This window comes from Gryllotalpicola protaetiae (genome assembly GCF_003627055.1).
In the GTDB taxonomy this organism is placed as follows: Bacteria; Actinomycetota; Actinomycetes; order Actinomycetales; family Microbacteriaceae; genus Gryllotalpicola; species Gryllotalpicola protaetiae.
This window is the reverse complement of sequence record NZ_CP032624.1, coordinates 872,076-894,526: the sequence shown is the minus strand read 5'-3', so window position 1 is coordinate 894,526 and position 22,451 is coordinate 872,076. Positions and strand designations below refer to the sequence as shown.

Annotated in this window: 23 protein-coding genes and 1 tRNA gene; 17 read left to right on the top strand and 7 right to left on the bottom strand. The window is 69.3% G+C overall.

The features are described from left to right. Together ygfZ and D7I44_RS04455 are read left to right on the top strand one after the other, a co-directional pair. A complete protein-coding gene (gene ygfZ / locus D7I44_RS04460; protein WP_120788380.1) occupies positions 1-1,233 on the top strand; it encodes a CAF17-like 4Fe-4S cluster assembly/insertion protein YgfZ in 1,233 nt (410 codons plus the stop codon). 7 nt (positions 1,234-1,240) lie between these two features. Beyond that, entirely contained in the window at positions 1,241-2,314 is a 1,074-nt protein-coding gene (locus D7I44_RS04455; RefSeq protein ID WP_120788379.1) for an FUSC family protein, read from the top strand. A gap of 114 nt (positions 2,315-2,428) precedes the next feature. Here the strand turns inward: D7I44_RS04455 and D7I44_RS04450 are convergent, their stop codons facing one another. After that, positions 2,429-3,280: a class I SAM-dependent methyltransferase gene (locus tag D7I44_RS04450; RefSeq protein WP_120788378.1), complete on the bottom strand. Its 852-nt coding sequence runs from the start codon at positions 3,278-3,280 to the stop codon at positions 2,429-2,431. A 43-nt stretch (positions 3,281-3,323) separates the two neighbouring features. Between D7I44_RS04450 and D7I44_RS04445 the strand changes: the two genes are divergently transcribed. Then, positions 3,324-4,076, top strand: a complete 753-nt coding sequence (locus D7I44_RS04445; RefSeq protein ID WP_120788377.1) for a phosphoglyceromutase — start codon at positions 3,324-3,326, stop codon at positions 4,074-4,076. A gap of 54 nt (positions 4,077-4,130) precedes the next feature. Here the strand turns inward: D7I44_RS04445 and phoU are convergent, their stop codons facing one another. Continuing rightward, positions 4,131-4,784, bottom strand: a complete 654-nt coding sequence (gene phoU / locus D7I44_RS04440; RefSeq protein WP_120788376.1) for a phosphate signaling complex protein PhoU — start codon at positions 4,782-4,784, stop codon at positions 4,131-4,133. Positions 4,785-4,985: 201 nt separating this feature from the next. Between phoU and D7I44_RS04435 the strand changes: the two genes are divergently transcribed. After that, complete coding sequence (locus tag D7I44_RS04435; protein ID WP_120788375.1) at positions 4,986-6,176, top strand: sensor histidine kinase; 1,191 nt, start codon at positions 4,986-4,988, stop codon at positions 6,174-6,176. After that, positions 6,173-6,856, top strand: coding sequence for a response regulator transcription factor (locus D7I44_RS04430; protein WP_120788374.1), 684 nt, complete (start codon positions 6,173-6,175; stop codon positions 6,854-6,856). The genes D7I44_RS04435 and D7I44_RS04430 overlap by 4 nt, the downstream gene beginning before the upstream one ends. A gap of 63 nt (positions 6,857-6,919) precedes the next feature. Here D7I44_RS04430 and D7I44_RS04425 read toward each other — a convergent pair whose 3' ends face one another. Beyond that, complete coding sequence (locus D7I44_RS04425) at positions 6,920-7,441, bottom strand: hypothetical protein (RefSeq protein WP_120788373.1); 522 nt, start codon at positions 7,439-7,441, stop codon at positions 6,920-6,922. Between the two features lie 200 nt (positions 7,442-7,641). Here D7I44_RS04425 and D7I44_RS04420 point away from each other — a divergent pair, with 200 nt between their 5' ends. The 4 genes from D7I44_RS04420 to rlmB all read left to right on the top strand — a co-directional run bounded on the left by D7I44_RS04420 (position 7,642) and on the right by rlmB (position 11,799). Beyond that, a complete protein-coding gene (locus D7I44_RS04420) occupies positions 7,642-8,124 on the top strand; it encodes a CarD family transcriptional regulator (protein ID WP_120788372.1) in 483 nt (160 codons plus the stop codon). Between the two features lie 62 nt (positions 8,125-8,186). Beyond that, positions 8,187-9,344 carry a 2-C-methyl-D-erythritol 4-phosphate cytidylyltransferase gene (gene ispD / locus D7I44_RS04415; RefSeq protein ID WP_120788371.1) on the top strand — a complete coding sequence of 386 codons (1,158 nt, stop codon included), beginning with the start codon at positions 8,187-8,189 and terminating at the stop codon, positions 9,342-9,344. A 31-nt stretch (positions 9,345-9,375) separates the two neighbouring features. Further along, positions 9,376-10,794 (top strand): cysteine--tRNA ligase, encoded by a 1,419-nt coding sequence (gene cysS / locus D7I44_RS04410; protein ID WP_120788370.1) that lies wholly within the window; start codon positions 9,376-9,378, stop codon positions 10,792-10,794. Between the two features lie 6 nt (positions 10,795-10,800). Further along, positions 10,801-11,799 (top strand): 23S rRNA (guanosine(2251)-2'-O)-methyltransferase RlmB, encoded by a 999-nt coding sequence (gene rlmB / locus D7I44_RS04405; RefSeq protein WP_120788369.1) that lies wholly within the window; start codon positions 10,801-10,803, stop codon positions 11,797-11,799. Between the two features lie 4 nt (positions 11,800-11,803). Here the strand turns inward: rlmB and D7I44_RS04400 are convergent, their stop codons facing one another. Next, on the bottom strand, positions 11,804-13,075 hold the full coding sequence (locus tag D7I44_RS04400; RefSeq protein WP_120788368.1) for a DUF4032 domain-containing protein: 1,272 nt from the start codon (positions 13,073-13,075) through the stop codon (positions 11,804-11,806). 92 nt (positions 13,076-13,167) lie between these two features. Further along, positions 13,168-14,259 carry an ABC transporter ATP-binding protein gene (locus D7I44_RS04395; RefSeq protein WP_120788367.1) on the bottom strand — a complete coding sequence of 364 codons (1,092 nt, stop codon included), beginning with the start codon at positions 14,257-14,259 and terminating at the stop codon, positions 13,168-13,170. Positions 14,260-14,440: 181 nt separating this feature from the next. Between D7I44_RS04395 and D7I44_RS04390 the strand changes: the two genes are divergently transcribed. The 3 genes from D7I44_RS04390 to D7I44_RS04380 all read left to right on the top strand — a co-directional run bounded on the left by D7I44_RS04390 (position 14,441) and on the right by D7I44_RS04380 (position 16,566). Beyond that, a complete protein-coding gene (locus tag D7I44_RS04390; RefSeq protein ID WP_120788366.1) occupies positions 14,441-15,412 on the top strand; it encodes a DsbA family protein in 972 nt (323 codons plus the stop codon). 51 nt (positions 15,413-15,463) lie between these two features. Beyond that, entirely contained in the window at positions 15,464-16,456 is a 993-nt protein-coding gene (locus tag D7I44_RS04385; RefSeq protein ID WP_245980007.1) for a beta-ketoacyl-ACP synthase 3, read from the top strand. Positions 16,457-16,493: 37 nt separating this feature from the next. Next, positions 16,494-16,566 (top strand) — tRNA-Thr (locus D7I44_RS04380). A 282-nt stretch (positions 16,567-16,848) separates the two neighbouring features. Here the strand turns inward: D7I44_RS04380 and D7I44_RS04375 are convergent. Next, positions 16,849-17,475 (bottom strand): TetR/AcrR family transcriptional regulator, encoded by a 627-nt coding sequence (locus D7I44_RS04375; RefSeq protein WP_162940049.1) that lies wholly within the window; start codon positions 17,473-17,475, stop codon positions 16,849-16,851. 120 nt (positions 17,476-17,595) lie between these two features. On the opposite strand from D7I44_RS04375, the gene D7I44_RS18040 reads away from it, so the two are divergent. From D7I44_RS18040 to D7I44_RS04355, 5 genes are all read left to right on the top strand, one after another. Continuing rightward, positions 17,596-17,814 (top strand): hypothetical protein, encoded by a 219-nt coding sequence (locus D7I44_RS18040; RefSeq protein ID WP_162940048.1) that lies wholly within the window; start codon positions 17,596-17,598, stop codon positions 17,812-17,814. A gap of 177 nt (positions 17,815-17,991) precedes the next feature. Next, a complete protein-coding gene (locus D7I44_RS04370) occupies positions 17,992-19,212 on the top strand; it encodes an alpha/beta hydrolase (protein ID WP_120788363.1) in 1,221 nt (406 codons plus the stop codon). A gap of 48 nt (positions 19,213-19,260) precedes the next feature. Next, positions 19,261-19,698, top strand: a complete 438-nt coding sequence (locus D7I44_RS04365) for a MarR family winged helix-turn-helix transcriptional regulator (RefSeq protein WP_120788362.1) — start codon at positions 19,261-19,263, stop codon at positions 19,696-19,698. After that, the gene (locus tag D7I44_RS04360) at positions 19,695-21,413 is read left to right on the top strand and encodes an MFS transporter (RefSeq protein WP_245980004.1); all 1,719 of its coding nucleotides are present in this window, start codon (positions 19,695-19,697) and stop codon (positions 21,411-21,413) included. Before D7I44_RS04365 ends, D7I44_RS04360 begins: the two co-directional genes overlap by 4 nt. Beyond that, positions 21,410-21,970, top strand: coding sequence for an isochorismatase family protein (locus D7I44_RS04355; RefSeq protein WP_120788361.1), 561 nt, complete (start codon positions 21,410-21,412; stop codon positions 21,968-21,970). Before D7I44_RS04360 ends, D7I44_RS04355 begins: the two co-directional genes overlap by 4 nt. A gap of 91 nt (positions 21,971-22,061) precedes the next feature. Here the strand turns inward: D7I44_RS04355 and D7I44_RS04350 are convergent, their stop codons facing one another. Further along, positions 22,062-22,364 carry a hypothetical protein gene (locus D7I44_RS04350; RefSeq protein ID WP_120788360.1) on the bottom strand — a complete coding sequence of 101 codons (303 nt, stop codon included), beginning with the start codon at positions 22,362-22,364 and terminating at the stop codon, positions 22,062-22,064. Positions 22,365-22,451: the final 87 nt, after the last annotated feature.

The following is a 22,451-nucleotide window of genomic DNA, read 5'->3' as shown; positions in this document are numbered from 1 at the left end:
ATGCCTGAGCTCGCACCCTCCGTGTTCGCCACGCTTCCCGGGGCGATCGTCGTTCCCGATGGCCCCGACGCGGGCGCCGTGTGGCACTTCGGCAATCCGATCGGCGAGCAGCGCGCCCTCGAAGACGGCCGGGCGCTCGTGGAGCTGGCGCGCGGCGTCATCACCGTCGCCGGCCCCGACCGCCTCAGCTGGCTGAACTCGATCACCAGCCAGAACCTGCTCGGCCTGCGCGAGGGCGACTCGAGCGAGACGCTCGTGCTCGATCCGTCCGGCCGGATCGAGCACGCCGTGCGCGTCGTCGAGGACGGCGCGCGGCTCTGGCTCATCGTCGACCGTGCGGAGGCGACCGGGCTGCTGGATTTCCTGCAGAAGATGCGGTTCATGCTGCGGGTCGAGATCGCAGACGTGACGGATGCCTATGCCGTCGTCGGCTCGACGGCACCGCTCTTCGCGCTCCAGGCGCTGCGCACTGCACCGGTGGTTGAGGAGGCCGCGTCAGCGGCCGTCTCGAAACCATCGTCTGCGGGCTTCGAGACGCCTGTGCCCGGCTCCTCAGCCGGCGGCGGTTTCCGCACTGTCGTCTGGCACGACCCCTGGTCCCATGTTGCGCTCGGCGGCCATCAGTACGCGGGCGACGACCACGACTACTCCGCCTGGAGCTGGTTCGAGACGATCGTGACGCGCGAGTTCGCCGCGGGGCTCGCCCAGCGTGCGGCATCCGAGCTGGTCGCCGTCGCCGGTGCGGCCGCGGCCGAGGCGCTGCGCATCGCCGCCCGCCGGCCGCGGTTCGCGACCGAGGTCGATGAGCGGTCGATCCCGCACGAGCTCGACTGGCTGCGCTCCGCGGTGCACCTGAACAAGGGCTGCTACCGCGGGCAGGAGACGATCGCAAAGGTGCACAACCTCGGTCACCCCCCGAGGCGCCTCGTGCTGCTGCACCTCGACGGCTCCGACGCCGTGCTGCCCGGCAGCGGCGCAGAGGTGATGCAGGGTGACGCGGTCGTCGGGCAGGTCACCTCGAGCGCGCTGCATCACGAGCTGGGGCCGATCGCGCTCGCCGTGGTGAAACGCAGCGTCGACCCGGCCGCCGCGCTGGTCGTGCGCGCCGACGGCGGCGACATCGCCGCCGCGCAGGAGGTCATCGTGCCGCCGTCCGCGGGGGCGGAAGCCGACGTGCCCCGCTTGCCGCGGCTCGGGGCGGTCACCCGCCGCCCGCGCGACGCCGCGGAGTGACCCGCGCGTGAGATCGGGAGCCGCGACCTGGGCGTCGGACGGGTGGCGCCGGCTCGTCGAGTCGATCCCCGCGATCATTCAGATCGTCGTCGCGGCTATGGCGGCGTACGCGTTCGCCGATTTCGTGCTCGGGCACCGTACCCCGCTGCTGACCATCACGGTCGCCGCTGCTTCCCTCGGCTTCAAGCGGGACGCCCGACCGCTGCGGGTGGTGCGCACCGCGATCGGCATGACGATCGGCATCGTGCTCTCCGAGATCGCGGTGAACCTGCTCGGTGTGGGGTTCTGGCAGGTCGCGGTGATCACGCTGGTCTCGCTCGCGGTCGCCCGCTTCTTCTCGGCCGAGCCCGGGTTCGCGGCGACCGTGCTCGTGCAGGCGGCGATCGTCGTGCTCCTGCCATCGCCGGCAGGCGGTCCGTTCGTGCGCACCCTGGACGGCGTGATCGGCGGTGTGGCCGCGCTGCTCGCGACGGTCTTGGTGCCGCGCGACCCGCGGCGCGAGGCCGCCCGCGCCGCGACGACCTCGATCGAGTCGTTCGAAGAGGTGCTCGGCATGCTCGTCGTCGCGCTGCGTGGAGGCGACATCGCGAGTTCGGCGCAGGCGCTCGACCTGGCGCGCACCTCGCAGGCGCCGACGGACGCATGGGCGGACAGCCTCGGCTCGGCACTCTCAGTCGCGCGCATCTCACCGTTCCTCAGGCGCTATCTGCCCGAGCTGCAGGCGCAGCAGGCGCTGCAGCGCTCGATGGATCTCGCCTGGCGCAACCTGCGCGTTGTGGCCCGCCGCGCGGACTACCTGCTGCGCGACGGGCGCTCGCGCCCCGCGATCGCCGACGCCGCCGCTCAGCTGCAGACCGGGACGGCGCTGCTGCGTGAGAGCTTCGTCGACATCTCGACCCTGCCTGCCGCCCGCGCGGCGTTCGTCGCGATCGTGCGCAGACTCGACCCCGACGAGGTGATGCCGCACGGCACCGCCCGCGACCAGGGCCTCGTGCTCGCCCTGCATCCGCTGCTCGTCGACCTGCTCTGCGCGACCGGCATGCCCCTCGACGAAGCACAAGCGCTCCTGCCTGCGCTCTAGCCGGTCGTCACAAAGTCGCTCGATGGCCGCGCTGTGCAGGATTTGGTGACGACCCGGCTCTCGTGACCGCTGCCGGTCGTCACAAAGTCCTCGATCGGCCGCCGTGAGGGGGACTTATCGACGACCCGGGGCGGGGAGCGGCGCAACGACTCCCCACGGCACGGTGACCTCCCCGAGGCGCCAGCGGGTGCGACCGCCGAGAACCGGCCAGCCCGCGTCGCGCAGCGCGGCGATCGCGCCGATCCAGCGCTGACGCTCGCCATAGGGGGCGAGAACGGATGCCGTGCGCCAGGCCGCGTCGAGAGCAGACAGCCACTCGTGCACACGTTCGCCAGGGACATTGCGGTGGATCAGCGCCTTCGGCAGCCGTTCTGCGACGATCGACGGCAGGTCGAGACCCGCAAGGCGCAGCGAGATCGTGAACCGCTCCGGGCCGGCCGGCGACAGGTCGACCCATGAGCACACCCGCCCGAGCTCGTCGCAGGTGCCCTCGACGAGAAGGCCACCCGGCGCGAGCCGGCTGCGCATGCGCGCCCAGGCGTCCGCCACCTCTGCCTCGTCGTACTGCCGCAGCACATTGAAGGCGCGGATGACGGTCGCGGTCTCGCCACCGGGCAGCGGCACCTCGAAGCCGCCGCGCGCGAACGACACGTTCGTCGCAGGGTCGAAGCCGGTGCGGCCTGCGCGCACCTCGGCGAGCTGGCCTGTGGCGAACGCGACGCGGCCCTGCTCGATCTCGAGACCGACGAGGCGGGCATCCCGCCGCACCCTCGCGAGCCTCGCCCAGAGCTCGAAGCTGGTGACGCCGCTCGCCCCGAAGCCGAGGTCCACGACGAGAGGCGACGCCGCCTTCGCGAACTCGGGCCTGTGCGCGATCCAGCGGTCGACACGGCGCAGCCGATTCGTGTTCGTGGTGCCCCGAGTGACCGACCCTACGGGCTTTGCGGCGGTCGTGTTACGAGGCACGAGACAAGTATCTCGGGGCAGGCCGCGCGGATAGGCTGGGAGCATGAGCGACGCCCCGTACACCCTGATCCTCCTGCGCCACGGCCAGAGCGAATGGAACGCCACCAACCAGTTCACCGGCTGGGTCGACGTGCATCTGACCGAGCAGGGAACGGCAGAGGCGACGCACGCCGGCGAACTGCTCAAGCAGGCAGGGCTCGCCCCCGACATCCTCTATACCTCGCTGCTGACGCGCGCAATCCAGACCGCGAACCTCGCGCTCGACGCGGCCGACCTGCTGTGGATTCCCGTGAAGCGCAGCTGGCGGCTCAACGAGCGCCACTACGGGGCGCTGCAGGGCAAGGACAAGGCGCAGACGCTCGAGGCCTTCGGCGAAGAGCAGTTCATGATCTGGCGCCGCAGCTTCGATGTGCCGCCGCCGCCGCTCGCCGACGACGACCAGTACTCGCAGGTCGGCGACCGGCGCTACGTCGGCATCGACGGCGAGATCCCGCGCACCGAGGCGCTCTCGAACGTCATCGACCGCTTCCTGCCGTACTGGTTCAGCGACATCACCGTCTCGCTCGCCGAGGGGAAGACCGTGCTCGTCACCGCGCACGGCAACTCGCTGCGCGCGCTCGTGAAGCACTTGGATGGCATCAGCGACGACGACATCGCCGCGCTCAACATCCCCACCGGCATCCCGCTGGTCTACAAGCTCGGCGCTGATTTCATGCCGCTCGGCCCGGGCGAGTACCTCGACCCGGAGGCCGCAGCAGCCGGTGCGGCCGCGGTCGCCGCACAGGGCAAGAAGTAGCAGATCCCATGAAGAAGGGCCCCCTCCCGAGGGGGGCCCTTCTTCATGGGATCCCTAGGCCTCTTCCGGCACCCACTCGCCAGTGGCGAGGTACTGCACCTTCTTGGCGATCGAGGCGGCGTGGTCGCCGAAGCGCTCGAGGAAGCGGGACGCGAGCGTGACGTCGACGGTCTGCTCGGCCTCGCCCTGCCACTCGGCGCCGAGCACGGTGGCGAACACGCTCGCGTGGAGTGTGTCGACCGCGTCGTCGCCGTTGATCAGCTGGTCGGCGAGCTCGACGTCCTGGGTGCGCAGCAGCTGCGCGAGCAGCTCGGCGATACGGATGTCGTGTGCCGTCATCTGCGTGAACGTGTCGCGCAGCGCCTCGGGGGCGACGTGGTCGGGGTAGCGGCGGCGCGCGAGTTGCGCGATGTGGCGGGCCAGGTCGCCCATGCGCTCGAGCGAGGCGCTCATGCGCAGCGCGCTGACCACGATGCGCAGGTCCCGAGCGACGGGGTTCTGACGGTAGAGGATCTCGATCGCGAGCTCGTCGAGCTCGACGGCCAGCTCGTCGATGTTGGGGTCGGCGGCGATCACCTTGTCGGCGAGAGCCACGTCGGCCGCGTTGAACGCGGTCGTCGCGTCGCGGATCGAGTCGAGAACGAGTTCGGCGATCTCGACGAGGCGGTCCTGCACCTCGGCGAGTTCTTGCTGAAAGACTGCGCGCATCGGGGTCCGTGCTTCCTGGTGATGTCTGTGAGCACACAACGGTGGCCGCCGCCTGGGCGGCCGCAACGTGGCCATCCTCACGTGGACTGGTGAACGAGCGGTTCCTGAATCCTGAACAGTTTCTAAAGTACCGGCCGCCCAGCCGGGCTGCGAGCGGTCAGGCGCGATTCCGTCTGACGTGGCCTATATACGCTTAGCACCATGCACTACTCCCACTGGTTGGTGCTGGTGGCGCTGCTTGCGGGAATCGTCATCGGCGGCGGGTTCGTCGTCATCCTTTTCCTCTCCATCAATCGCAGCCGACAGGCCGTCCAAGTGAGCAGTAACACCGTCCCAGACGGCGTCGACCAGATCCTCGATGCGATGGATTCCGCCGGCATCGTCACGGATTCCTCGTTGAACGTCGTCAAGGCGACCGCGAAGGCGTTCGCGCTCGCCCTCGTGTCGAACGCCCGGCTCACCAACCCCGAGCTGATCGACATCGCGCAGCGCGTGCGCCGCACGGGGGCGATGGTCGACGAGGAGTTCGACCTGCAGCGCGGTCGCTTCAAGGACGCGAGCCTGCGAGTGCATGTGCGGGCGTCGCTGCTCGGCAGCCGCTTCGTGCTGCTGCTCGTCGAGGACCGCACGGAGGGCTACCGGCTTGACGCGGTGCGGCGCGACTTCGTCGCGAACATCAGCCACGAGCTGAAGACGCCGATCGGTGCGATCGGCCTGCTCTCTGAGGCGCTGCACACCGCGGCCGACGACCCGGAGCAGGTGCGCATGTTCGCCGACCGGCTCAACGCGGAGTCGTTGCGCATCGCGCGCCTCACTCAGGACATCATCGAGCTCTCGCGCCTGCAGGCCGTCGACGCCGTCGCGAACGCCGAGCGCGTCGAGATAGACCACGTCGTCGCGGCCGCCGTCGACCAGAACCGCGTCGGTGCCGACGCCCACGCGATCGAGCTCGTGCTCGGCTCGCCGACGGGCGCGAGCGTCTACGGCGACGAGAAGCTGCTCGTCACCGCCGTCGACAACCTGATCTCGAACGCCATCCGCTACTCGCCGGACGGCTCGCGCGTCGGCATCGGCTCTCGAGCCGCCGACGGGGTCGTCGAGATCGCGGTGACAGACCAGGGCGAGGGGATTCCCGAGGCCGACCAGGCCCGCATCTTCGAGCGCTTCTTCCGGGTCGACCAGGCCCGCAGCCGTGCGACCGGCGGCACCGGCCTCGGCCTTTCCATCGTCAAGCATGCTGTGCAGAATCACGGGGGAGACGTGCGTGTGTGGTCGCAGCCCGGAATGGGCTCGACCTTCACGATCCGCCTTCCCGAGGCCGACCGGCCGGCGGCTGCCTTGCGGACTGCCGGCCAGGCAGCCGTCTCACCTCAAGGAGAACAGAACCAGTGACCCGCTTGCTGCTCGTCGAGGACGAGCCGTCGCTCTCGGCCCCGCTCGCCTTCCTCCTGCGCCGCGAGGGCTATGAGGTCGACATCGCCGAGACCGGCCCCGATGCGCTGAGCGCGTTCGACCGCGACGGCGCCGACCTCATCCTGCTCGACCTGATGCTCCCCGGCATGCCGGGCACCGAGGTGTGCCGCGAGATCCGCACGCGCTCGGGCGTACCGATCATCATGCTCACCGCCAAGGACTCCGAGGTCGACATCGTCGTGGGTCTCGAGCTCGGCGCGGACGACTACGTCACCAAGCCGTACTCCAGCCGTGAGCTGCTCGCGCGCATCCGGGCCGTGCTGCGCCGTCGCGTGGAGCCGGAGCTCGTCGACGACGGCGTGCTCGAGGTCGGCGACGTGCGCATGGACGTCGACCGCCACACGGTCGCGGTCAAGGGCCTCGATACCCCGATGCCGCTGAAGGAGTTCGAGCTGCTCGAGCTGCTGCTGCGCAACGCCGGCCGCGTGCTCACCCGGGGACAGCTCATCGACCGGGTGTGGGGCAGCGACTACTTCGGCGACACGAAGACGCTCGATGTGCACATCAAGCGCATCCGCAGCCGCATCGAGCCCAATCCGTCTGAGCCGCACATGCTGGTCACCGTGCGCGGCCTCGGCTATCGCTTCGAGAGCGAATAACAGGCCAGGAACAGGCGAAGGGCGGATGCCGAAGCATCCGCCCTTCGCCGTAAGTCTGTGCGCTCAGCCGGCCGTCGCGGTGGGCGTCGGAGTCGAAGTCGGCGTCTGGGTCGCGGTAGGGATCGGGGTCGGCGTGAGCGTCGAGTTGATCTTGAAGTCGCCCGTCAGCACCGGCAGGTTCATGGTCACGCCGGTCTTGTCGCCGTAGGTGAAGAACACGGGGAACAGCGACCCCGGCGGGACCTTGAAGTCGTTCCACTGCAGCGTCTGCTCGGGGCCGATGATCGTCGGGTCGCCCTCTGCGACCCGCAGGCTCTTCGTGTCGCTCGGCGAGGCGTTGGGCTGGATCGTCATCGTCTCCCCCGATTCGCCCTTGTTGACGAAGGTGGCGATCAGGGTCATCTGCTCGCCCTGGGCGACGAGGTACGCGTTGCGGATGTGCACGTCGCCGACGGTCGCCTCGACGCCGAACGAGGTGCTCTGCGTGATGCGCTGGGTTCCCTGCGGTGTGATGAAGCCGCAGCCGGCGGTGGCGACGGCGATGCCGACGGCTAGGACGACGGATGCTGCGACACGCACCTTCACCAAGAACCTCCGTGTGTGGAACGCATCGGGCGGGCCGATCTCCGGCCTGGTGCGCCCTCGGATGCTGTTCGAGTTTAGCGTAGCCCGAAGGCGGAGTCGGGCCGAAAAGCCAGCCGTCGAGCGGGCTCGGGGGGTGCCCCCGTCCAGCTTCGGCGTGTCGCGCTGTGATAATCTGGAAGGCGCTGAAGGGACTACTATCTATGCTTTTCGAGGTTGGCGAGACCGTCGTTTACCCCCATCACGGTGCAGCAACTATCACTGAGGTCAAGAAACGGATCATCAAGGGCGAAGAGAAGATCTACCTCAAGCTGAATGTCACCCAGGGCGATCTCACCATCGAGGTTCCCGCTGAGAACGTCGACCTGGTCGGCGTTCGCGACGTGATCGGCAAGGAAGGCCTCGACAAGGTGTTCGAGGTGCTGCGTGCCCCCTTCACCGAAGAGCCCACCAACTGGAGCCGCCGCTACAAGGCGAACCTCGAGAAGCTCGCCTCCGGCGATGTCATCAAGGTCTCCGAGGTCGTTCGCGATCTGTGGCGCCGTGACCAGGACCGCGGCCTGTCCGCCGGTGAGAAGCGCATGCTCGCGAAGGCGCGCCAGATCCTGATCTCCGAGCTCGCGCTCGCTGAGAAGACCGACGAAGAGCAGGCGTCGAGCGTGCTCGACGAGGTCCTGGCCTCGTAACAGCCCGCACTTTGCGAAGCGCCCCGCGTCCGCCGGACCGGGGCGCTTCGCTTTGTGCCGACGTGAGCGGGCAGACTTGGCGTGTGAAGGTCGCCGTCATCGTCGTCGCCGCCGGCAGCGGAACCCGCCTCGGCGCGGGCGTGCCGAAGGCGTTCGTGCAGCTTGCCGGGCGCAGCATCCTCGAGCACTCGCTGCATTCCGTCGCCGGCATGTCCTCGCAGCCGCACGTCGTCGTGGTCGCTCCCGAGGAGCTGCTCGACGACGCACGCGCCGTGCTCGAGCGTGTGATCGGCGCGGGCGACGCGGTCGCGGGGGGAGTGACGCGGCAGGCATCCGTCGCCGCCGGTCTCGCTCTCGTCGGCGACGCCGACATCGTCCTCGTGCACGACGCCGCCCGGGCGCTCACGCCGGCCGCGCTGTTCGATCGTGTGGTCGATACGGTCGCGGCGACCGGCAGCGGGGCGATCCCTGGGCTGCCCGTGAGCGACACCATCAAGCGCACCGCCGAGGGCGGGGCGATCATCGCGACCGTCGACCGCGCGGAGCTGTCAGCCGTGCAGACGCCGCAGGGTTTCCCCGCCGCGCCGCTGCGCGCGGCGTACGAGGCGGCGGCCCGCGACGTGACCGACGACGCGCAACTGATGGCGGATGCCGGGCACCCGGTCGCCGTCGTCGAGGGCGACCCGCTCGCGTTCAAGATCACGACCGCGTGGGACCTGCGCCGGGCGGAGGAGCTGCTGCGGCCGGCATCCGTCACCCGCATCGGAGTCGGCACGGACACGCATGCCTTCGCAGACACGGATGCCCCGCTGTGGGTCGCGTGCCTGGAATGGCCGGGTGAGCGCGGTCTCGCCGGCCACAGCGACGGCGACCCGGTCGCGCACGCGATCGTCGACGCCCTGCTCTCAGCGGCCGGCATCGGCGACATCGGCACGGTGTTCGGCACGAGCGATCCGCGCTTCGCCGGCGCGCACGGCGAGGTGTTCCTCACCGAGGCTCGACGCCTCATCGAGCACGCCGGCTGGCGCATCGAGAACGTGTCGGTGCAGCTGATCGGCAACCGGCCGCGGTTCGCGCCGCGGAAGGCCGAGGCCGAAGCGGCGGTGTCGAGCCTGCTCGGCGCACCCGTGTCGATCACGGCCACGACGACGGACGGTCTCGGCTTCACGGGCCGCGGCGAGGGTGTCGCCGCGATCGCGACGGGGCTGCTTGCTCGGTAATGCCAAGCCGGGCATCCGTAAACTCATTGCTGTGACCATTCGCCTCTACGACACGCGCGCTCAGGCGCTGCGCGATTTCGTGCCCCTCGCCGAGGGAAAGGCCGGTCTCTACGTCTGCGGGCCGACGGTGCAGTCGTCGCCGCACATCGGGCACATGCGCAGCGCGCTCGTCTACGACATCCTGCGCCGGTGGCTCAGCTACCGCGGCTTCGCGGTGACGCTCGTGCGCAACGTCACCGACATCGACGACAAGGTGCTCGCCAACGCGTCGGAGCACGAGGAGTGGTGGGCGCTCGCCTACCGGGTCGAGTTGGAGTTCACGGCGGCATACCGCGCGATCGGCATCCTGCCGCCGACGTACGAGCCGCGTGCGACGGCGAACGTGCCGCAGATGCACGCGCTCATCCAGCGGCTGATCGACTCGGGCCACGCGTACGCCGCGGCCGACGGCTCGGGCGATGTGTACTTCGACGTGCGCAGCTGGGGCGAGTACGGGGCGCTCAGCCACCAGTCGGTCGACGACATGCAGGACGCGGCCGACGCCGACCCGCGCGGCAAGCGCGACCCCCGCGACTTCGCGCTCTGGAAGGGGCGCAAGGACGGGGAGCCGGATTCTGCCGCGTGGGAGAGCCCGTGGGGCCCCGGCCGCCCGGGGTGGCACATCGAGTGCTCGGCGATGTCGTCGCGCTACCTCGGGCCGGCCTTCGACATCCACGGCGGCGGGCTCGACCTGCGCTTCCCGCACCATGAGAACGAATTGGCGCAGTCGACTGCCGCGGGCGACGCCTTCGCGGGCTACTGGGTGCACAACGGGCTCGTGCACATCAACGGGCAGAAGATGTCGAAGTCGCTCGGCAACTCGCTGTACGCGGCAGAGCTGCTGGCGTCCGCCCACCCTCTCGTCGTCCGCTATGCGCTGGGACAGGCGCACTACCGCTCGACCATCGACTACACAGACCGCTCGCTGGCCGAGGCGGCAGCGGCCGTGGAACGGATCGAGGGATTCCTCGCCCGCAGCGCCCGGCGACTGGAGGGCACCCGGTTCGTCTCTGCAGAGGTGCCGGTGATCCCCGACGATTTCGCCGAGGCGATGGACGACGACCTGTCGGTTCCCCAGGCGCTCGCCGTGCTGCACGACACGGTGCGCGAGGGGAACACGGCGCTCGATTCGGAAGACCTGCAGACGGCGGCATCCGCCCGCGGCAAGGTCGTCGCGATGACGCGGGTGCTCGGCATCGACCCGCTCGCGCCCGAGTGGAGCGCGAGTCGGGACCCGGCGGCGCGCGCGGCGCTCGATGCGCTCGTGACGCGCCTGCTCGACGATCGGCAGGCGGCGCGGGCCGCAAAGGATTTCGCGGTCGCCGACCGCGTTCGTGACGAGCTCGCGGCCGCGGGCATCACGATCGAAGACACGCAGACCGGTGCGCACTGGTCGATCGATGGGGAGTAATTAGTCATGGCTAGAGCACCGCGCGCGGGATCCGTCCGCAAGGTGAAGAAGGGGTCGACGGGCAAAGGCTCGGGCGGCCAGGGGCGCCAGGCGCTCGAAGGCAAGGGCCCGACGCCGAAGGCCGAAGACCGCGAGTACCATCCCGCGTACCGCAAGAAGGTGCTCGCCGAGCGTGCCGCGCAGAAGCGGCAGGGCGGGTCAGGCGCGCGCTCGAACACGGGCGGCGGTGCGTCGCAGCGCCGGGCGAAGAGCGACGACACCGAGCTCGTCACGGGGCGCAACTCGGTGGTCGAAGCGCTGCGCGCAGGCATCCCGGCCACCACGCTCTATATCGCGGCCCGCGCCGAGATGGACGACCGCGTGAAGGAGTCGCTGTCGACCGCGACCCACCGCGGCATCCCGGTGCTCGAGGTGATGCGCCCCGAGCTCGACCGCATGGCCGGTCGTGACGTCGTGCACCAGGGCCTCGCGCTCAAGGTTCCGCCGTATGAGTACGCGCACCCGGCCGAGCTGCTCGACCTCACGATCCGCAAAGGGCTGACGCCGCTGTTCGTCGCGCTCGACGGCGTCACCGACCCGCGCAACCTCGGCGCCGTCATCCGCTCGACCGCTGCGTTCGGCGGCCACGGCGTGATCGTGCCGCAGCGCCGTTCGGCCGGTGTCAACTCGGCTGCGTGGAAGACCTCGGCCGGCGCGCTCGCGCGCACGCCCGTCGCAATGGCGCCGAACCTGACGAGCACGCTCAAGGAGTTCAAGAAGGCCGGCGTCTTCGTCATCGGCCTCGCGGCCGGCGGTGACACCGAGCTCTACGACCTCGACCTGGCCGACCAGCCCGTTGTGGTCGTCGCCGGCTCTGAAGGCAAGGGGCTCTCGCGCATCGTGACCGAGACGTGCGACGCGATCGTGTCGATTCCGATCAGCGGCATCGAGTCGCTGAACGCCTCGGTCGCGGCATCCGTCGCCCTCTACGAGATCTCGAAGGTGCGCGCGCAGAAGAAGGCGTGACCGCTTACTGATCGAAGGAGATGATCCCGGTCGGCAGGCCGAGGGTCAGGCCCTCGGTCGTCGGGGCGATGACCGTCGCCTCGTCGCGGCGGTGCCTCAGGACGTTGTCGAGGTAGCTCGAGAGCGCCTCGGCGAGCGGCACGTCGCGCTGCTGCTCCTGTGAGATGTACCAGCGGTGGTCGAGCAGCTGGTGGAACACCTCCGCCGGCTCGAGCTTGCCGCGCAGCTCGGCGGGGATCGCCGCGACGACGGGCTCGAACACGCGGATGAGCCATTCGTGCGCGATCGCCTCCTCGTCGGCGCCGGGCCTGCCCATGCTCGCCGCGTAGGCATCGAGGTCGTTCAGCAGTCGACGGGCCTGGTTCTCGCCTGCGTCGAGGCCGGTGAGCCGCAGCAGGCGGCGCTGGTGGTGCCCCGCATCGACGACCTTCGGCTGGATGAGCACTTTCGTGCCGCCCTCGTCGGTCTTGATCGTGAGCTCGCCGATGTCGAAGCCGAGGTCGTTGAGGCGCTCGACCCGCTGGTTGATGCGCCACCGCTCCGAGACATCGAAGGTCTCAGCCCCCGTGAGCTGGTTCCAGAGCTCGCGATACGTCGAGATGATGCCGTTCGCGATGTCGACCGGGTCCAGCTCGGGGGCGGCGCGACCGCCGGCCTCGATGTCCATCAGCTCACCCGCGATGTTGACCCGGGCGATCTCGAGGTCGTTCTCACGCTGCCCGTTGGAGAGGCCCTGTTCGTGCAGCTGGCCCGTCTCGGCATCCACCAGATAGGCGGCGAAGGCGCCCGCGTCACGCCGGAACAGCGTGTTCGAGAGCGACACGTCGCCCCAATAGAAGCCCGTGATGTGCAGGCGCACGAGAAGCACGGCGAGTGCGTCGACGAGGCGCTTCGCGGTGTCGGGGCGCAGCGTCTGCGAGAACAGCGCGCGGTAGGGCAGCGAGAACTTGAGATGCCTCGTGACGAGCACTGGCGGCAACTCGTGCCCGTGCTCGTCGAGCCGACCCGTGATGGTCGCCACGGGTTCGACCGACGGGATGTCGAGTCGCTGCAGCGTGCGCAGCAGCTCGTACTCGCGACGGGCCATCTCGCCCGTCGTCTCCTTCACGGCGACGACGCTGCCCCCGAGGTTCGCGAAGCGCACGAGGTGGCGGCTGATGCCCTTCGGCAGCTGCGCGATGTACTCGGACGGCCACTCGTCGAGCCGCGTGTTCCACGGCAGATCGAGCAGTGCCGGCTCGGCCGTCGCGGCCGTGATGTCGATGGAGGAGACCACGAGATTCCCTGAGTCGGACTGAATGGGGCGGGGGATGCCGAAGGCCGCGGCCCCTTGTCGGGAACCGCGGCCTCACAGGAATCCGTATCGAACTAGTCGACGACGGCGCCGCCGAGGCGCTCGCCCGACTCGACGTCGAAGATGTGGACGTGGCCGACGTGCGGCGTGATGAACACGACGTCGCCGGAGTTCGGGTGCTGGCGACCGTCGACGCGGGCGACGATGTCGACGCGCTTGCCGTCGACCTCGGTGTGGCCGTACAGGTAGCCGTCGGCGCCGAGCTCCTCGACGATGTCGACCTCGACCCGCAGGCCGGTGGACTCGCTGCGGTTCACCACGACGTCTTCGGGGCGGACGCCGATGGTGACCTTCGTCGCCGAGGCGAGCGTGGCGCGGTCGACCGGCACGACGGCCGTGCCGAACTTGACGCCGCCCTCGGTGACGTCGGTCGTGAACAGGTTCATGGCGGGCGAGCCGATGAAGCCGGCGACGAAGACGTTCTTCGGGTCTGCGTACAGCTCGCGCGGGGTGCCGACCTGCTGCAGCACGCCGTCCTTCAGGACGGCGATGCGGTCGCCCATGGTCAGCGCCTCGGTCTGGTCGTGGGTGACGTAGACCGTGGTCACGCCGAGACGGCGGGTCAGCGAGGCGATCTGGGTGCGGGTCTGAACGCGCAGCTTGGCGTCGAGGTTCGACAGCGGCTCGTCCATGAGGAACACCTGGGGGCTGCGGACGATGGCGCGGCCCATCGCGACGCGCTGACGCTGACCACCCGAGAGGGCCTTCGGCTTGCGGTCCAGGTAGGGCTCGAGGTCCAGCATCTTCGCGGCCTCGCGGACACGCTGGTTGCGCTCCTCCTTCGCGACGCCGGCGATGCGCAGCGCGAAGCCCATGTTCTCCGCGACGGTCATGTGCGGGTACAGCGCGTAGTTCTGGAACACCATGGCGATGTCACGGTCCTTCGGCGGGACGTCGGTGACGTTGCGCTCCCCGATGAAGATGTTGCCGCTGTTGACCTCTTCGAGACCGGCCAGCATGCGGAGTGCGGTGGACTTGCCCGAACCGGACGGGCCGACGAGGACGAGGAACTCGCCATCGGCGACGTCGATGCTCAGGGAGTCGACAGCCGCGATGTTGGAACCCGGGTAGATCCGGGAGGCGTTGTCGAACGTGACAGTTGACATGACGTTATGTCTCCTTCACCGGCAGGTACGTGCCGGACGATCCGTAGTGAATGGATGTTATGTGTGCCGACAGCGCCTGACGACGCTGACAGCGCTCTCATGCTACGCCATGCATGGCTCGGCTAGCATCGACCAGGCATCCGATGCGGGCAACCCGGCTCGCGTCCGTTGAAAGAGGCTTATGACAGACGGCTCGTCAGGCGCACGCCGCCCCACAGACGCGCGCGGCGTCGCACGCCAGAAGGCACGCGAGCTACGCGCGACGCAGCGAAAGAAGGACCGCCGAAACCGGGCCCTGCTGCGCACGGGAATCGTCGTCGCGGTCGTCGCCATCGTCGCCATCGTCACCGTCGTGCTGGTCACCTCGAACCGGCCGTCCCACAAGGGTCCGGCCAACATGGCGAGCGACGGCGTCTTCATCGGCGCGGGGCTCAAGGCAGAGCGATCGCCTGCGCGCGACGTCGACGCGAAGCCGACGCCGCACCCGCTCGACACGACGGGGCAGGTGGTCAACATCGTCGCGTACGTCGACTATCTGAGCGACTACTCCGGCCAGTTCGACCGCACCAACAGCACGCAGATCGAGAAGCTGGTCAAGTCCGGGGCCGCGACCCTCGAGATCCACCCGCTCCCCTTCCTGTCGAACCGCTCCGCGCAGGGCACGCAGTACTCGCTGCGCGCGTCGAACGCGGCGGCGTGCGTCGCGAACCGCTCGCCCGACCAGTTCTTCGAGTTCAACCGTCAGCTCTTCGCGCACGAGCCCGCGCAGACGACGGCAGGGCTGACGGATGCCCGGCTGGTCGTGCTCGCGCGCGACTCCGGCGTGCACAGCCTCTCCGCCATCAAGCGGTGCATCAACCAGCGCACCTTCGAGGACTGGACGCAGGCGGCGCTCAGCCGCGCGTCCACCGGACCACTGCCGAACTCCGAGGTGAAGAAGGTCACCGCCGACGACCTGCCGCTCGTGCTGGTCGACGGTCAGCGCTATAGCGGCTCGGTGACCGAGGCGTCCGACTTCCGGGCCTTCATCCAGCAGGCGCAGGGCGAGCGCTTCTCGACGCCGCAGCCGACCTCGACGCCGGGCGCGACGGACACGCCGTCGCCGTCGCCATCTGCGATCATCGTCACCGCACCGCCCACCTCGGCCGGCTGAGTCCGGCGACGTGCGGGAACATTCCCGCCGTGGCATCCGTCACCTAAGAAAATGGCATACATGCTGAAGGCTCAACGCGCCGTTGCAGGCTCGCGCATCATCGGACTCGGTCACTACCAGCCGGAACGGGTGCTGACCAATGCCGAACTGGCCACCATGGTCGATACGAGCGACGAGTGGATCCGCACCCGCACCGGCATCGTCGAGCGGCACATCGCGCGTGACGACGAGACGGTCGCCGACATGGCGACGGCCGCCGCACGTGCCGCGATCGCCGACGCAGGGCTCGAGCCGGACGGCGTGCAGCTGATCGTCGTCGCGTCGACGTCGGTGATGGACCATAGCCCGAACGTCGCGGGCCGCGTGGCCGCGGCGCTCGAGATGACATCGCCGATCATCATCGACATCAACACGGCCTGCTCAGGCTTCGAGCACGGCATCGCTGTGGCGGATGCGGCGATCCGGGCGGGCCAGGTGGAGCGCGCCGTCGTCATCGGCTCGGAGAAGCTCTCGGCGATCACCGACTGGACCGACCGCACCACCTGCGTGCTCACCGCGGACGGCGCAGGAGCGTTCGTGCTCGAGGCGGCAGCGACGGAGGGCGAGATCGGCGTCGGCCCGACCGTCTGGGGCTCGGAGCCGACCATGTCGCGCGCGGTCATCGTCGAGGACGAGACCGGCAACAAGTTCACGCAGGACGGGCGCATGATCCTGCGCTGGGCGATGTCGAAGGCCTCGGGCATCACCCGCGATGCGGTCGAGGCGGCCGGGCTCGCGATGGACGACATCCAGGTGTTCGTGCCTCACCAGGCCAACCTGCGCATCATCGAGCCGCTCGCGGAGCAGCTCGGCCTCACCGACCGCATCGTCGTCACCGACGTTCAGGTCTCTGGGAACACCTCGGCTGCCTCGATTCCGCTCGGGCTGTCGAAGTGGTGGCACGAAGGCCGCATTCCGTCGAACGCGCCGACGCTGCTGTTCGGCTTCGGCGGCGGCTTCGCCTATGCGAGCCAGGTCGTGCTCACCCCGAACCGGGAGCCGTGAGGGTTCCCGTAAACTGAACTGCGGCCCTTGGGCCGATGCCGACTTAGCTCATCGGGTAGAGCGCCGAACTTGTAATTCGGAGGCGGCGGGATCGTGGCCCGCAGTCGGCTCCGGATGTCCGGTACGCGAATGGGCAGTCGTTCTAGCTTCGCTGAGCAGCGCCTACTCGTCGACGTGCGACGTTGTCAACGGGATGGCGCGAAGGACTCCTGGGCCATAGCTTTGTGTTCGTTGAGGCGGCCCAAGGGGACCGGTAGACGTCGAAGTGCGCCAGGGGTTGGCGCCGCAGCGAAGCTGCTCGCAGGGCGCTCCGGGTTGGGGGCACCGCCTCGAGCGTCCCGCACCTTCGGGCCCTCGGAAAGCCGGGATGGGTGCGGGGCGCTCCACGCACTCTACGAGTGCGCCTCGCGGGGGTGCGGCACGGCGACCGGTTCGGGCAGGCCCAGCCACCATTCCGGGCCGGAGAGCAGCACGACCTGCGCGTAATGGCGCACGTCGGTCAGGTCGTCGCCGTTGATCCAGGAGAAGAACGCCGCCGTCGCGCCCGATGACGCATAGGCGAGCGACATCTGCCTGACGACGTCGGTCATCGGCTGCAAGGCGTCCGGAACGATCTCAGGGTGGTTGTCGAGGTGGGTCTCGATGACCTGGCGTGCGGCCGCCTCGATGATGGCGGTGAGACGGGCGCCGCTCTTGCTGCCTGGGGCCTGGCGATAGATCGCGGTGTGGTTGCGCATGTGGTCCATCACGGCGGCGGCCGGTGCGAGGAAGACGCTGTCCTCGTCATCGCCGATCACGGGCATCGCGAGGTACGCGGAGACCGAGTCGGTCAGCTCCTCCTGCAGGGCGGCGCAGAGCAGCTCCACGGGGTCCGCCGAGTGCCGGTAGAAGGTGTCTCGGCTCACGCCGGCCTCGGCCGCCACGTCGGTGACGGTCAGATGGTCGATGCCCTTCTCGACGCACAGCCGATAGACCGCGTCGATCAAGGCGCTCCGGGAGCGGCGAGAGCGAGCGTCCATGATGCGCCACCCTACTCCCAGAAAATCTGAATTTCGCGACACTTGTCCTATAGACAACGCGACAAGTGTCCGATAAAGTTCCTGACAGTTGTCGTGTATCGATGCGAAGGGTGGAAGGTCATGGCCGGTACGATCATCGTTCCGAGCCCCACTGCGTGGGACCAGCTTCTTCAGCGCCTCGGGCTTGCTCATGGCCCGCGGCGACGTTCTCCGCTTGCGCTGCAGCCGTACGTGAGCACGGCGCACGCCGAGATCTTCATGAGCGAGCGCACCGGCGATTGGATCCGCGTCGGCTGCGACTGCCAGTTGAGTTACGACCACTGGCACACGAACCACTGAGGAACGTGACAAGGGGTTGGGCGCCCTCAGTGCAGACCCGCCCCGCTCCGCCGGCGATTCGGGAACGCCGGCGTTGAGCGGGGCGGGTCGATCTCTTTATGCGCCGGGAAGCGCATCGCGACTCGCTACGCCGAACCGCGTATTTGCCCGCCGGGCGGCGGCTCCTACCGTCGCGGCATGGCACCCATCGACATCCCCATGCCCGCCGGCGACGAGTTGCCCAAGCCTGAGGTCTACCTGCTCACCTTCGGGCCGAAAGGCCATGCGGTCCAGCGCCACAGCATCAGGTCGGAGCGCATGGTGGACGGCGAGGGGGAGCGGACGGCGAGCTCCGATGCGCCGCAGGCGATCCTGCAGCGGCTGGCGGAGGGGCGTGCTGCCGGGCATCCGTACACCGATGTGTTCGTCATCAGCCACGGGTGGCTGACCTCGACCGACAATGCGATCGCCGACTATGCGCGCTGGGTCGAGCTCGCCATCGGGCAGCGGCCGCTGCACCGGCTGGCTCCGGACTACCACGGCATGGTGATCTGCGTGCACTGGCCGAGCGACCCGCGCGACACGGGCTACCGAGTGACGCGGGCCGTGCACTACGCCGGGTGGTGGCTCGAGAAGAAGCTGCCGTTCCTGTCGTTCTATCGGATGAAGGACAGGGCGTTCCGCATCGGCAAGAACGGGCTCGCGCCGATCCTGAAGGAGATGACCGCGAACTACCCCGAGGCGCGGATCCACGTGATGGGGCACAGCTTCGGGGCGATCGTCACCTCGAATGCCATCGCGCAAGAGGGAGTCATGGCCGACTCGCTGTTCCTGATCGAGGGGGCGATGTCGACGTGGTCCTTCGCCGACCCGATCGAGTCGGGGCGGGCGAAGTCGAAGGCGACGGAGGCGGTCGAGAACGCGATCGACCACGTCACGGGCGTCGTCGTGGGCTCGAGTTCGGCGCACGACCGCGCGCTGTCGGTCTGGTACCCGTTCGCCGAGTCGACACGGTCGCTGTTCTGGTGGTCGCCGAACCGCGAGCCGCTGTGGGGCGGCTACGGGCGGCACCGCTTCGGCGCGCTCGGCTTCCGCGGCGTGAGCGGCAAGCTCAACGGCTTCGACGCGCAACGGCGCGAGGTGCCGCACGGCACGCTGGAGATCGACTACGCCCTCGAGCGCGGCGCGGTCTACAGCATCGACGGCAGCGCCGTCGTCGTGCCGCCGAGTGGAAAGGGCACGTGGTGGACCGCGAAGCTCATGGGCGCGCACAGCCAGATACTCACTCCGGAGATCTCGAACCTGTACTGGCAGTCCGCCGGGTTCCCGCTAGCGCTCGCCGCTGAGGGCGTTCGCCCGGTGGGCGATCGTGCGGCGGGAGCCGAGCGGGCTGTGCTCGCGAGGGTCGAGCCTCTCTGAGCCGTCGTCAATTTGTAAGCCTGGATTTATAAACCTAGGCTTATGAATATGAGTGAGGCGGATCGCACCGAGGAGCTCGCGGTCGAGCTGATGGCGAGCATCACCGTCTTCGTCGCCGCCGCTCGCAAGGCGAATCCCGCAGGCGGGTTGAGCGCTGCGGAGATCAGCGCGCTGCTGCGCATCAAGCGCGCGGGCGAGACCACCTCGGCAGCCGTCGCCCGGCTCGAGGGCATCTCGCCCCAGGCGATGGGCGCGACGATCGCCGCGCTCGAGGCGCGCAGCCTGGTCGAGCGCGAGAAGGACGCCGACGATGGCCGGCGCATTCTGCTGCGCGCGACGGATGCCGGCCGCGAGCTGCTCGACGCGCGACGGGACTCGCGCACGCACGCCCTCGCGCACGTGCTCGCCGAGCGCTTCGACGACGACGAGCTCGCGACCCTCGGGGCGGCCGCGCCGCTGCTCGAACGGCTGGCGGAAGGGCTGTGAGCGCCAGCTCTGACCGGTACCGCTGGGTCGCCCTCACCAACACCACCATGGCGGTGTTCATGTCGAGCCTCGACGGCTCGATCGTGCTCATCTCGCTGCCCGCGATCTTCCGAGGCATTCACCTCGACCCGCTCGCGCCGTCGAACATCGCGTTCCTGCTCTGGATGATCATGGGCTACCGCCTCGTGCAGTCGGTGCTCGTCGTCGCGGTCGGCAAGTTCGGCGACATGTACGGGCGTGTGCGTATCTACAACGCCGGGTTCCTCGTGTTCACGATCGCGAGCGTGCTGCTGTCGTTCGACCCGTTCCGCGGCGGGACGGCCGCATTGTGGCTGATCGGGTGGCGACTGCTGCAGGCGTTCGGCGGCTCGATGCTGACCGCGAATTCGCAGGCGATCCTGACGGATGCCTTCCCGAAAGAGCGCAGGGGCTTCGCCCTCGGAATCAACCAGGTGGCCGGGCTCGCGGGCATGTTCATCGGCCTGACGGCGGGCGGCCTGCTCGCCGCGTGGGACTGGCGCAGCGTCTTCTGGGTCAACGTGCCCGTCGGCATCGTCGGCACCCTGTGGGCGTACTTCATGCTGCGCGACAACGGCGAGAGGCATCCGTCTCGCATGGACTGGTGGGGCAACGGGACCTTCGCCGTCGGCCTGTCGGCCGTGCTCGTCGCGATCACTTTCGGGCTGCAGCCGTACGGCGGCCACGCCATGGGCTGGACCAACCCGTGGGTGCTCGCCGGCCTCATCGGCGGGGTGCTGCTGCTCGCGGCGTTCGTGGGGATCGAGCTGCGCGTCACCGACCCGATGTTCGAGCTGCGGCTGTTCAAGATCCGCGCGTTCGCGTTCGGGAACATCACCCGCTTCGGCGGGTCGCTCGCGCAGGGCGGCCTGCAGTTCATGCTCGTCATCTGGCTGCAGGGCATCTGGCTGCCGCTGCACGGGTACTCGTATGCGTCGACGCCGCTGTGGGCGGGCATCCTGATGCTGCCGTTGACCTGCGGATTCCTGGTCTCCGGGCCGCTCTCGGGCGCGCTTTCGGACCGCTTCGGCGCCCGCCTGTTCGCGACGGGCGGGATGGTGCTGTTCGGACTGTCGTTCGTCGGGCTGATCTTCCTGCCTGTCGACTTCCCGTACTGGCTGTTCGCCGCCCTGCTCGCGCTCAACGGCATCGGCATGGGCATGTACTCGGCGCCGAACTCGGCGGCGATCATGAGCGCGGTACCGGCGCGGTACCGCGGCGTGGCGAGCGGCATGCGCGCGACCTTCCAGAACTCCGGCACCTCGCTGTCGATCGGCGTGTTCTTCTCGCTGATGATCTCGGGGCTCGCCGCGACCCTGCCGCACACGATGACCGCCGGACTCGCCGCCCACGGCGTGCCGCAGGCGATCGCGGAGAAGATCGGCGGCTTGCCGCCCGTGTCGTCGCTGTTCGCGGCGATGCTCGGCACGAACCCTGTGCAGTACCTGCTCGAGAGCTACCACGTGCTCGCCGGGCTGCCCGCGCACGCGCAGGCCGTGCTCACCGGGCACACCTTCTTCCCGAACCTCATCTCCGGGCCGTTCCACGACGGGCTCGTCGTCGTGTTCGCGGTCTCGGCCGGCATCTCGCTCGTGTCGGCCGCCGCCTCCGCGTTCCGCGGCACGGGCGTCGCGGTCGACAGCGAGAAGACGGTTCTTCCCGCAGCATCCACCACCCCTGAAAAGGAGAACGCATGACCATCGAACTCGAACAGACCCCGGCGCTCGTCGTGATCGATCTGCAGACCGGCGTCGTGGGCCTGCAGGGCGCACACCCCATGGAGGACGTCGTTGCGAACTCGGCGAGACTCGCCGAGGCGTTCCGCGCCAAGGGGCTGCCCGTCGCGCTGGTGAACGTCGATGGCACCGCTCCCGGCCGCACGGAGCGCAACAAGGCGGGTGGGTCGCGCACACTGCCGGCCGAGGCGACCGCGCTCGTGCCCGAGCTGAACCAGCAGCCGGGCGACATCACGGTCACGAAGAAGACCCTCGGCGCGTTCCTTTCGACAGACCTCGACGCGAAGCTCAAGGCGGTCGGGGCGACCCAGATCGTGCTGACCGGCGTCTCGACCACCTCCGGGGTCGAGTCGACGGCGCGCTCGGCGTACGAGCTCGGTTACCACGTGGCGTTCGTCACAGATGCGATGACCGACACCTCGGCCGAGGCGCACAAGGCGTCGATCGAGCACCAGTTCCCGAAGCTCGGCGAGCTCGCCACCACCGACGAGGTGCTCGCGCTGCTCGCCGCGCGCTGAGCCTCGCCGACTGCGCCCGAGGGGTGCGAAAAGTACGCCCGGACCGGGGTCGGGCGTGCGTTTCGCACCCCTCGACGCGATCGCGGCGTGACTAGGACGGGTTCGGGTCGAGGACGCGCAGGCGGTACTCGGGGAACGTCGCCTGCTCGAACGGGCCGCGCCCGTCGCCCGTGTAGCTGGGGTGCTCGAAGGCAACCGTCCAGTAGCGGGGCAGCTGCAGGCCGGGGTAGGGCGCGATCTCCTTGTTGCCGGGGGCGATGACCACCCCGACGGGGTCGTCGTCCCAGGCATCCGCCTGGTTCGCGTCGCTCACGACCGCGACGAGCATGCCGATGCCGACCGCAGGGCCGGTCGACGCCGGCGTCCTCGGGAAGAAGCGGTCGATCCAGTTCACCGTCTCAGGCTACGACGGGCAGGCATCCGGCACGCCCGAAACGCGGGCTTCTCACGGCCGGCGATCCCAAGGTCCGCACCCGGCGAC

What these genes read in the sequence shown, in the direction of transcription:
- ygfZ (WP_120788380.1), top strand. Translation starts at nt 1, where the DNA reads ATGCCTGAGCTCGCACCCTCCGTGTTCGCCACGCTTCCCGGGGCGATC.
- D7I44_RS04445 (WP_120788377.1), top strand. Translation starts at nt 3,324, where the DNA reads ATGAGCGACGCCCCGTACACCCTGATCCTCCTGCGCCACGGCCAGAGC.
- phoU (WP_120788376.1), bottom strand. Translation starts at nt 4,784, where the DNA reads ATGCGCGCAGTCTTTCAGCAAGAACTCGCCGAGGTGCAGGACCGCCTC.
- D7I44_RS04435 (WP_120788375.1), top strand. Translation starts at nt 4,986, where the DNA reads ATGCACTACTCCCACTGGTTGGTGCTGGTGGCGCTGCTTGCGGGAATC.
- D7I44_RS04420 (WP_120788372.1), top strand. Translation starts at nt 7,642, where the DNA reads ATGCTTTTCGAGGTTGGCGAGACCGTCGTTTACCCCCATCACGGTGCA.
- rlmB (WP_120788369.1), top strand. Translation starts at nt 10,801, where the DNA reads ATGGCTAGAGCACCGCGCGCGGGATCCGTCCGCAAGGTGAAGAAGGGG.
- D7I44_RS04395 (WP_120788367.1), bottom strand. Translation starts at nt 14,259, where the DNA reads ATGTCAACTGTCACGTTCGACAACGCCTCCCGGATCTACCCGGGTTCC.
- D7I44_RS04390 (WP_120788366.1), top strand. Translation starts at nt 14,441, where the DNA reads ATGACAGACGGCTCGTCAGGCGCACGCCGCCCCACAGACGCGCGCGGC.
- D7I44_RS04385 (WP_245980007.1), top strand. Translation starts at nt 15,464, where the DNA reads ATGGCATACATGCTGAAGGCTCAACGCGCCGTTGCAGGCTCGCGCATC.
- D7I44_RS04375 (WP_162940049.1), bottom strand. Translation starts at nt 17,475, where the DNA reads ATGGACGCTCGCTCTCGCCGCTCCCGGAGCGCCTTGATCGACGCGGTC.
- D7I44_RS18040 (WP_162940048.1), top strand. Translation starts at nt 17,596, where the DNA reads ATGGCCGGTACGATCATCGTTCCGAGCCCCACTGCGTGGGACCAGCTT.
- D7I44_RS04370 (WP_120788363.1), top strand. Translation starts at nt 17,992, where the DNA reads ATGGCACCCATCGACATCCCCATGCCCGCCGGCGACGAGTTGCCCAAG.
- D7I44_RS04365 (WP_120788362.1), top strand. Translation starts at nt 19,261, where the DNA reads ATGAGTGAGGCGGATCGCACCGAGGAGCTCGCGGTCGAGCTGATGGCG.
- D7I44_RS04355 (WP_120788361.1), top strand. Translation starts at nt 21,410, where the DNA reads ATGACCATCGAACTCGAACAGACCCCGGCGCTCGTCGTGATCGATCTG.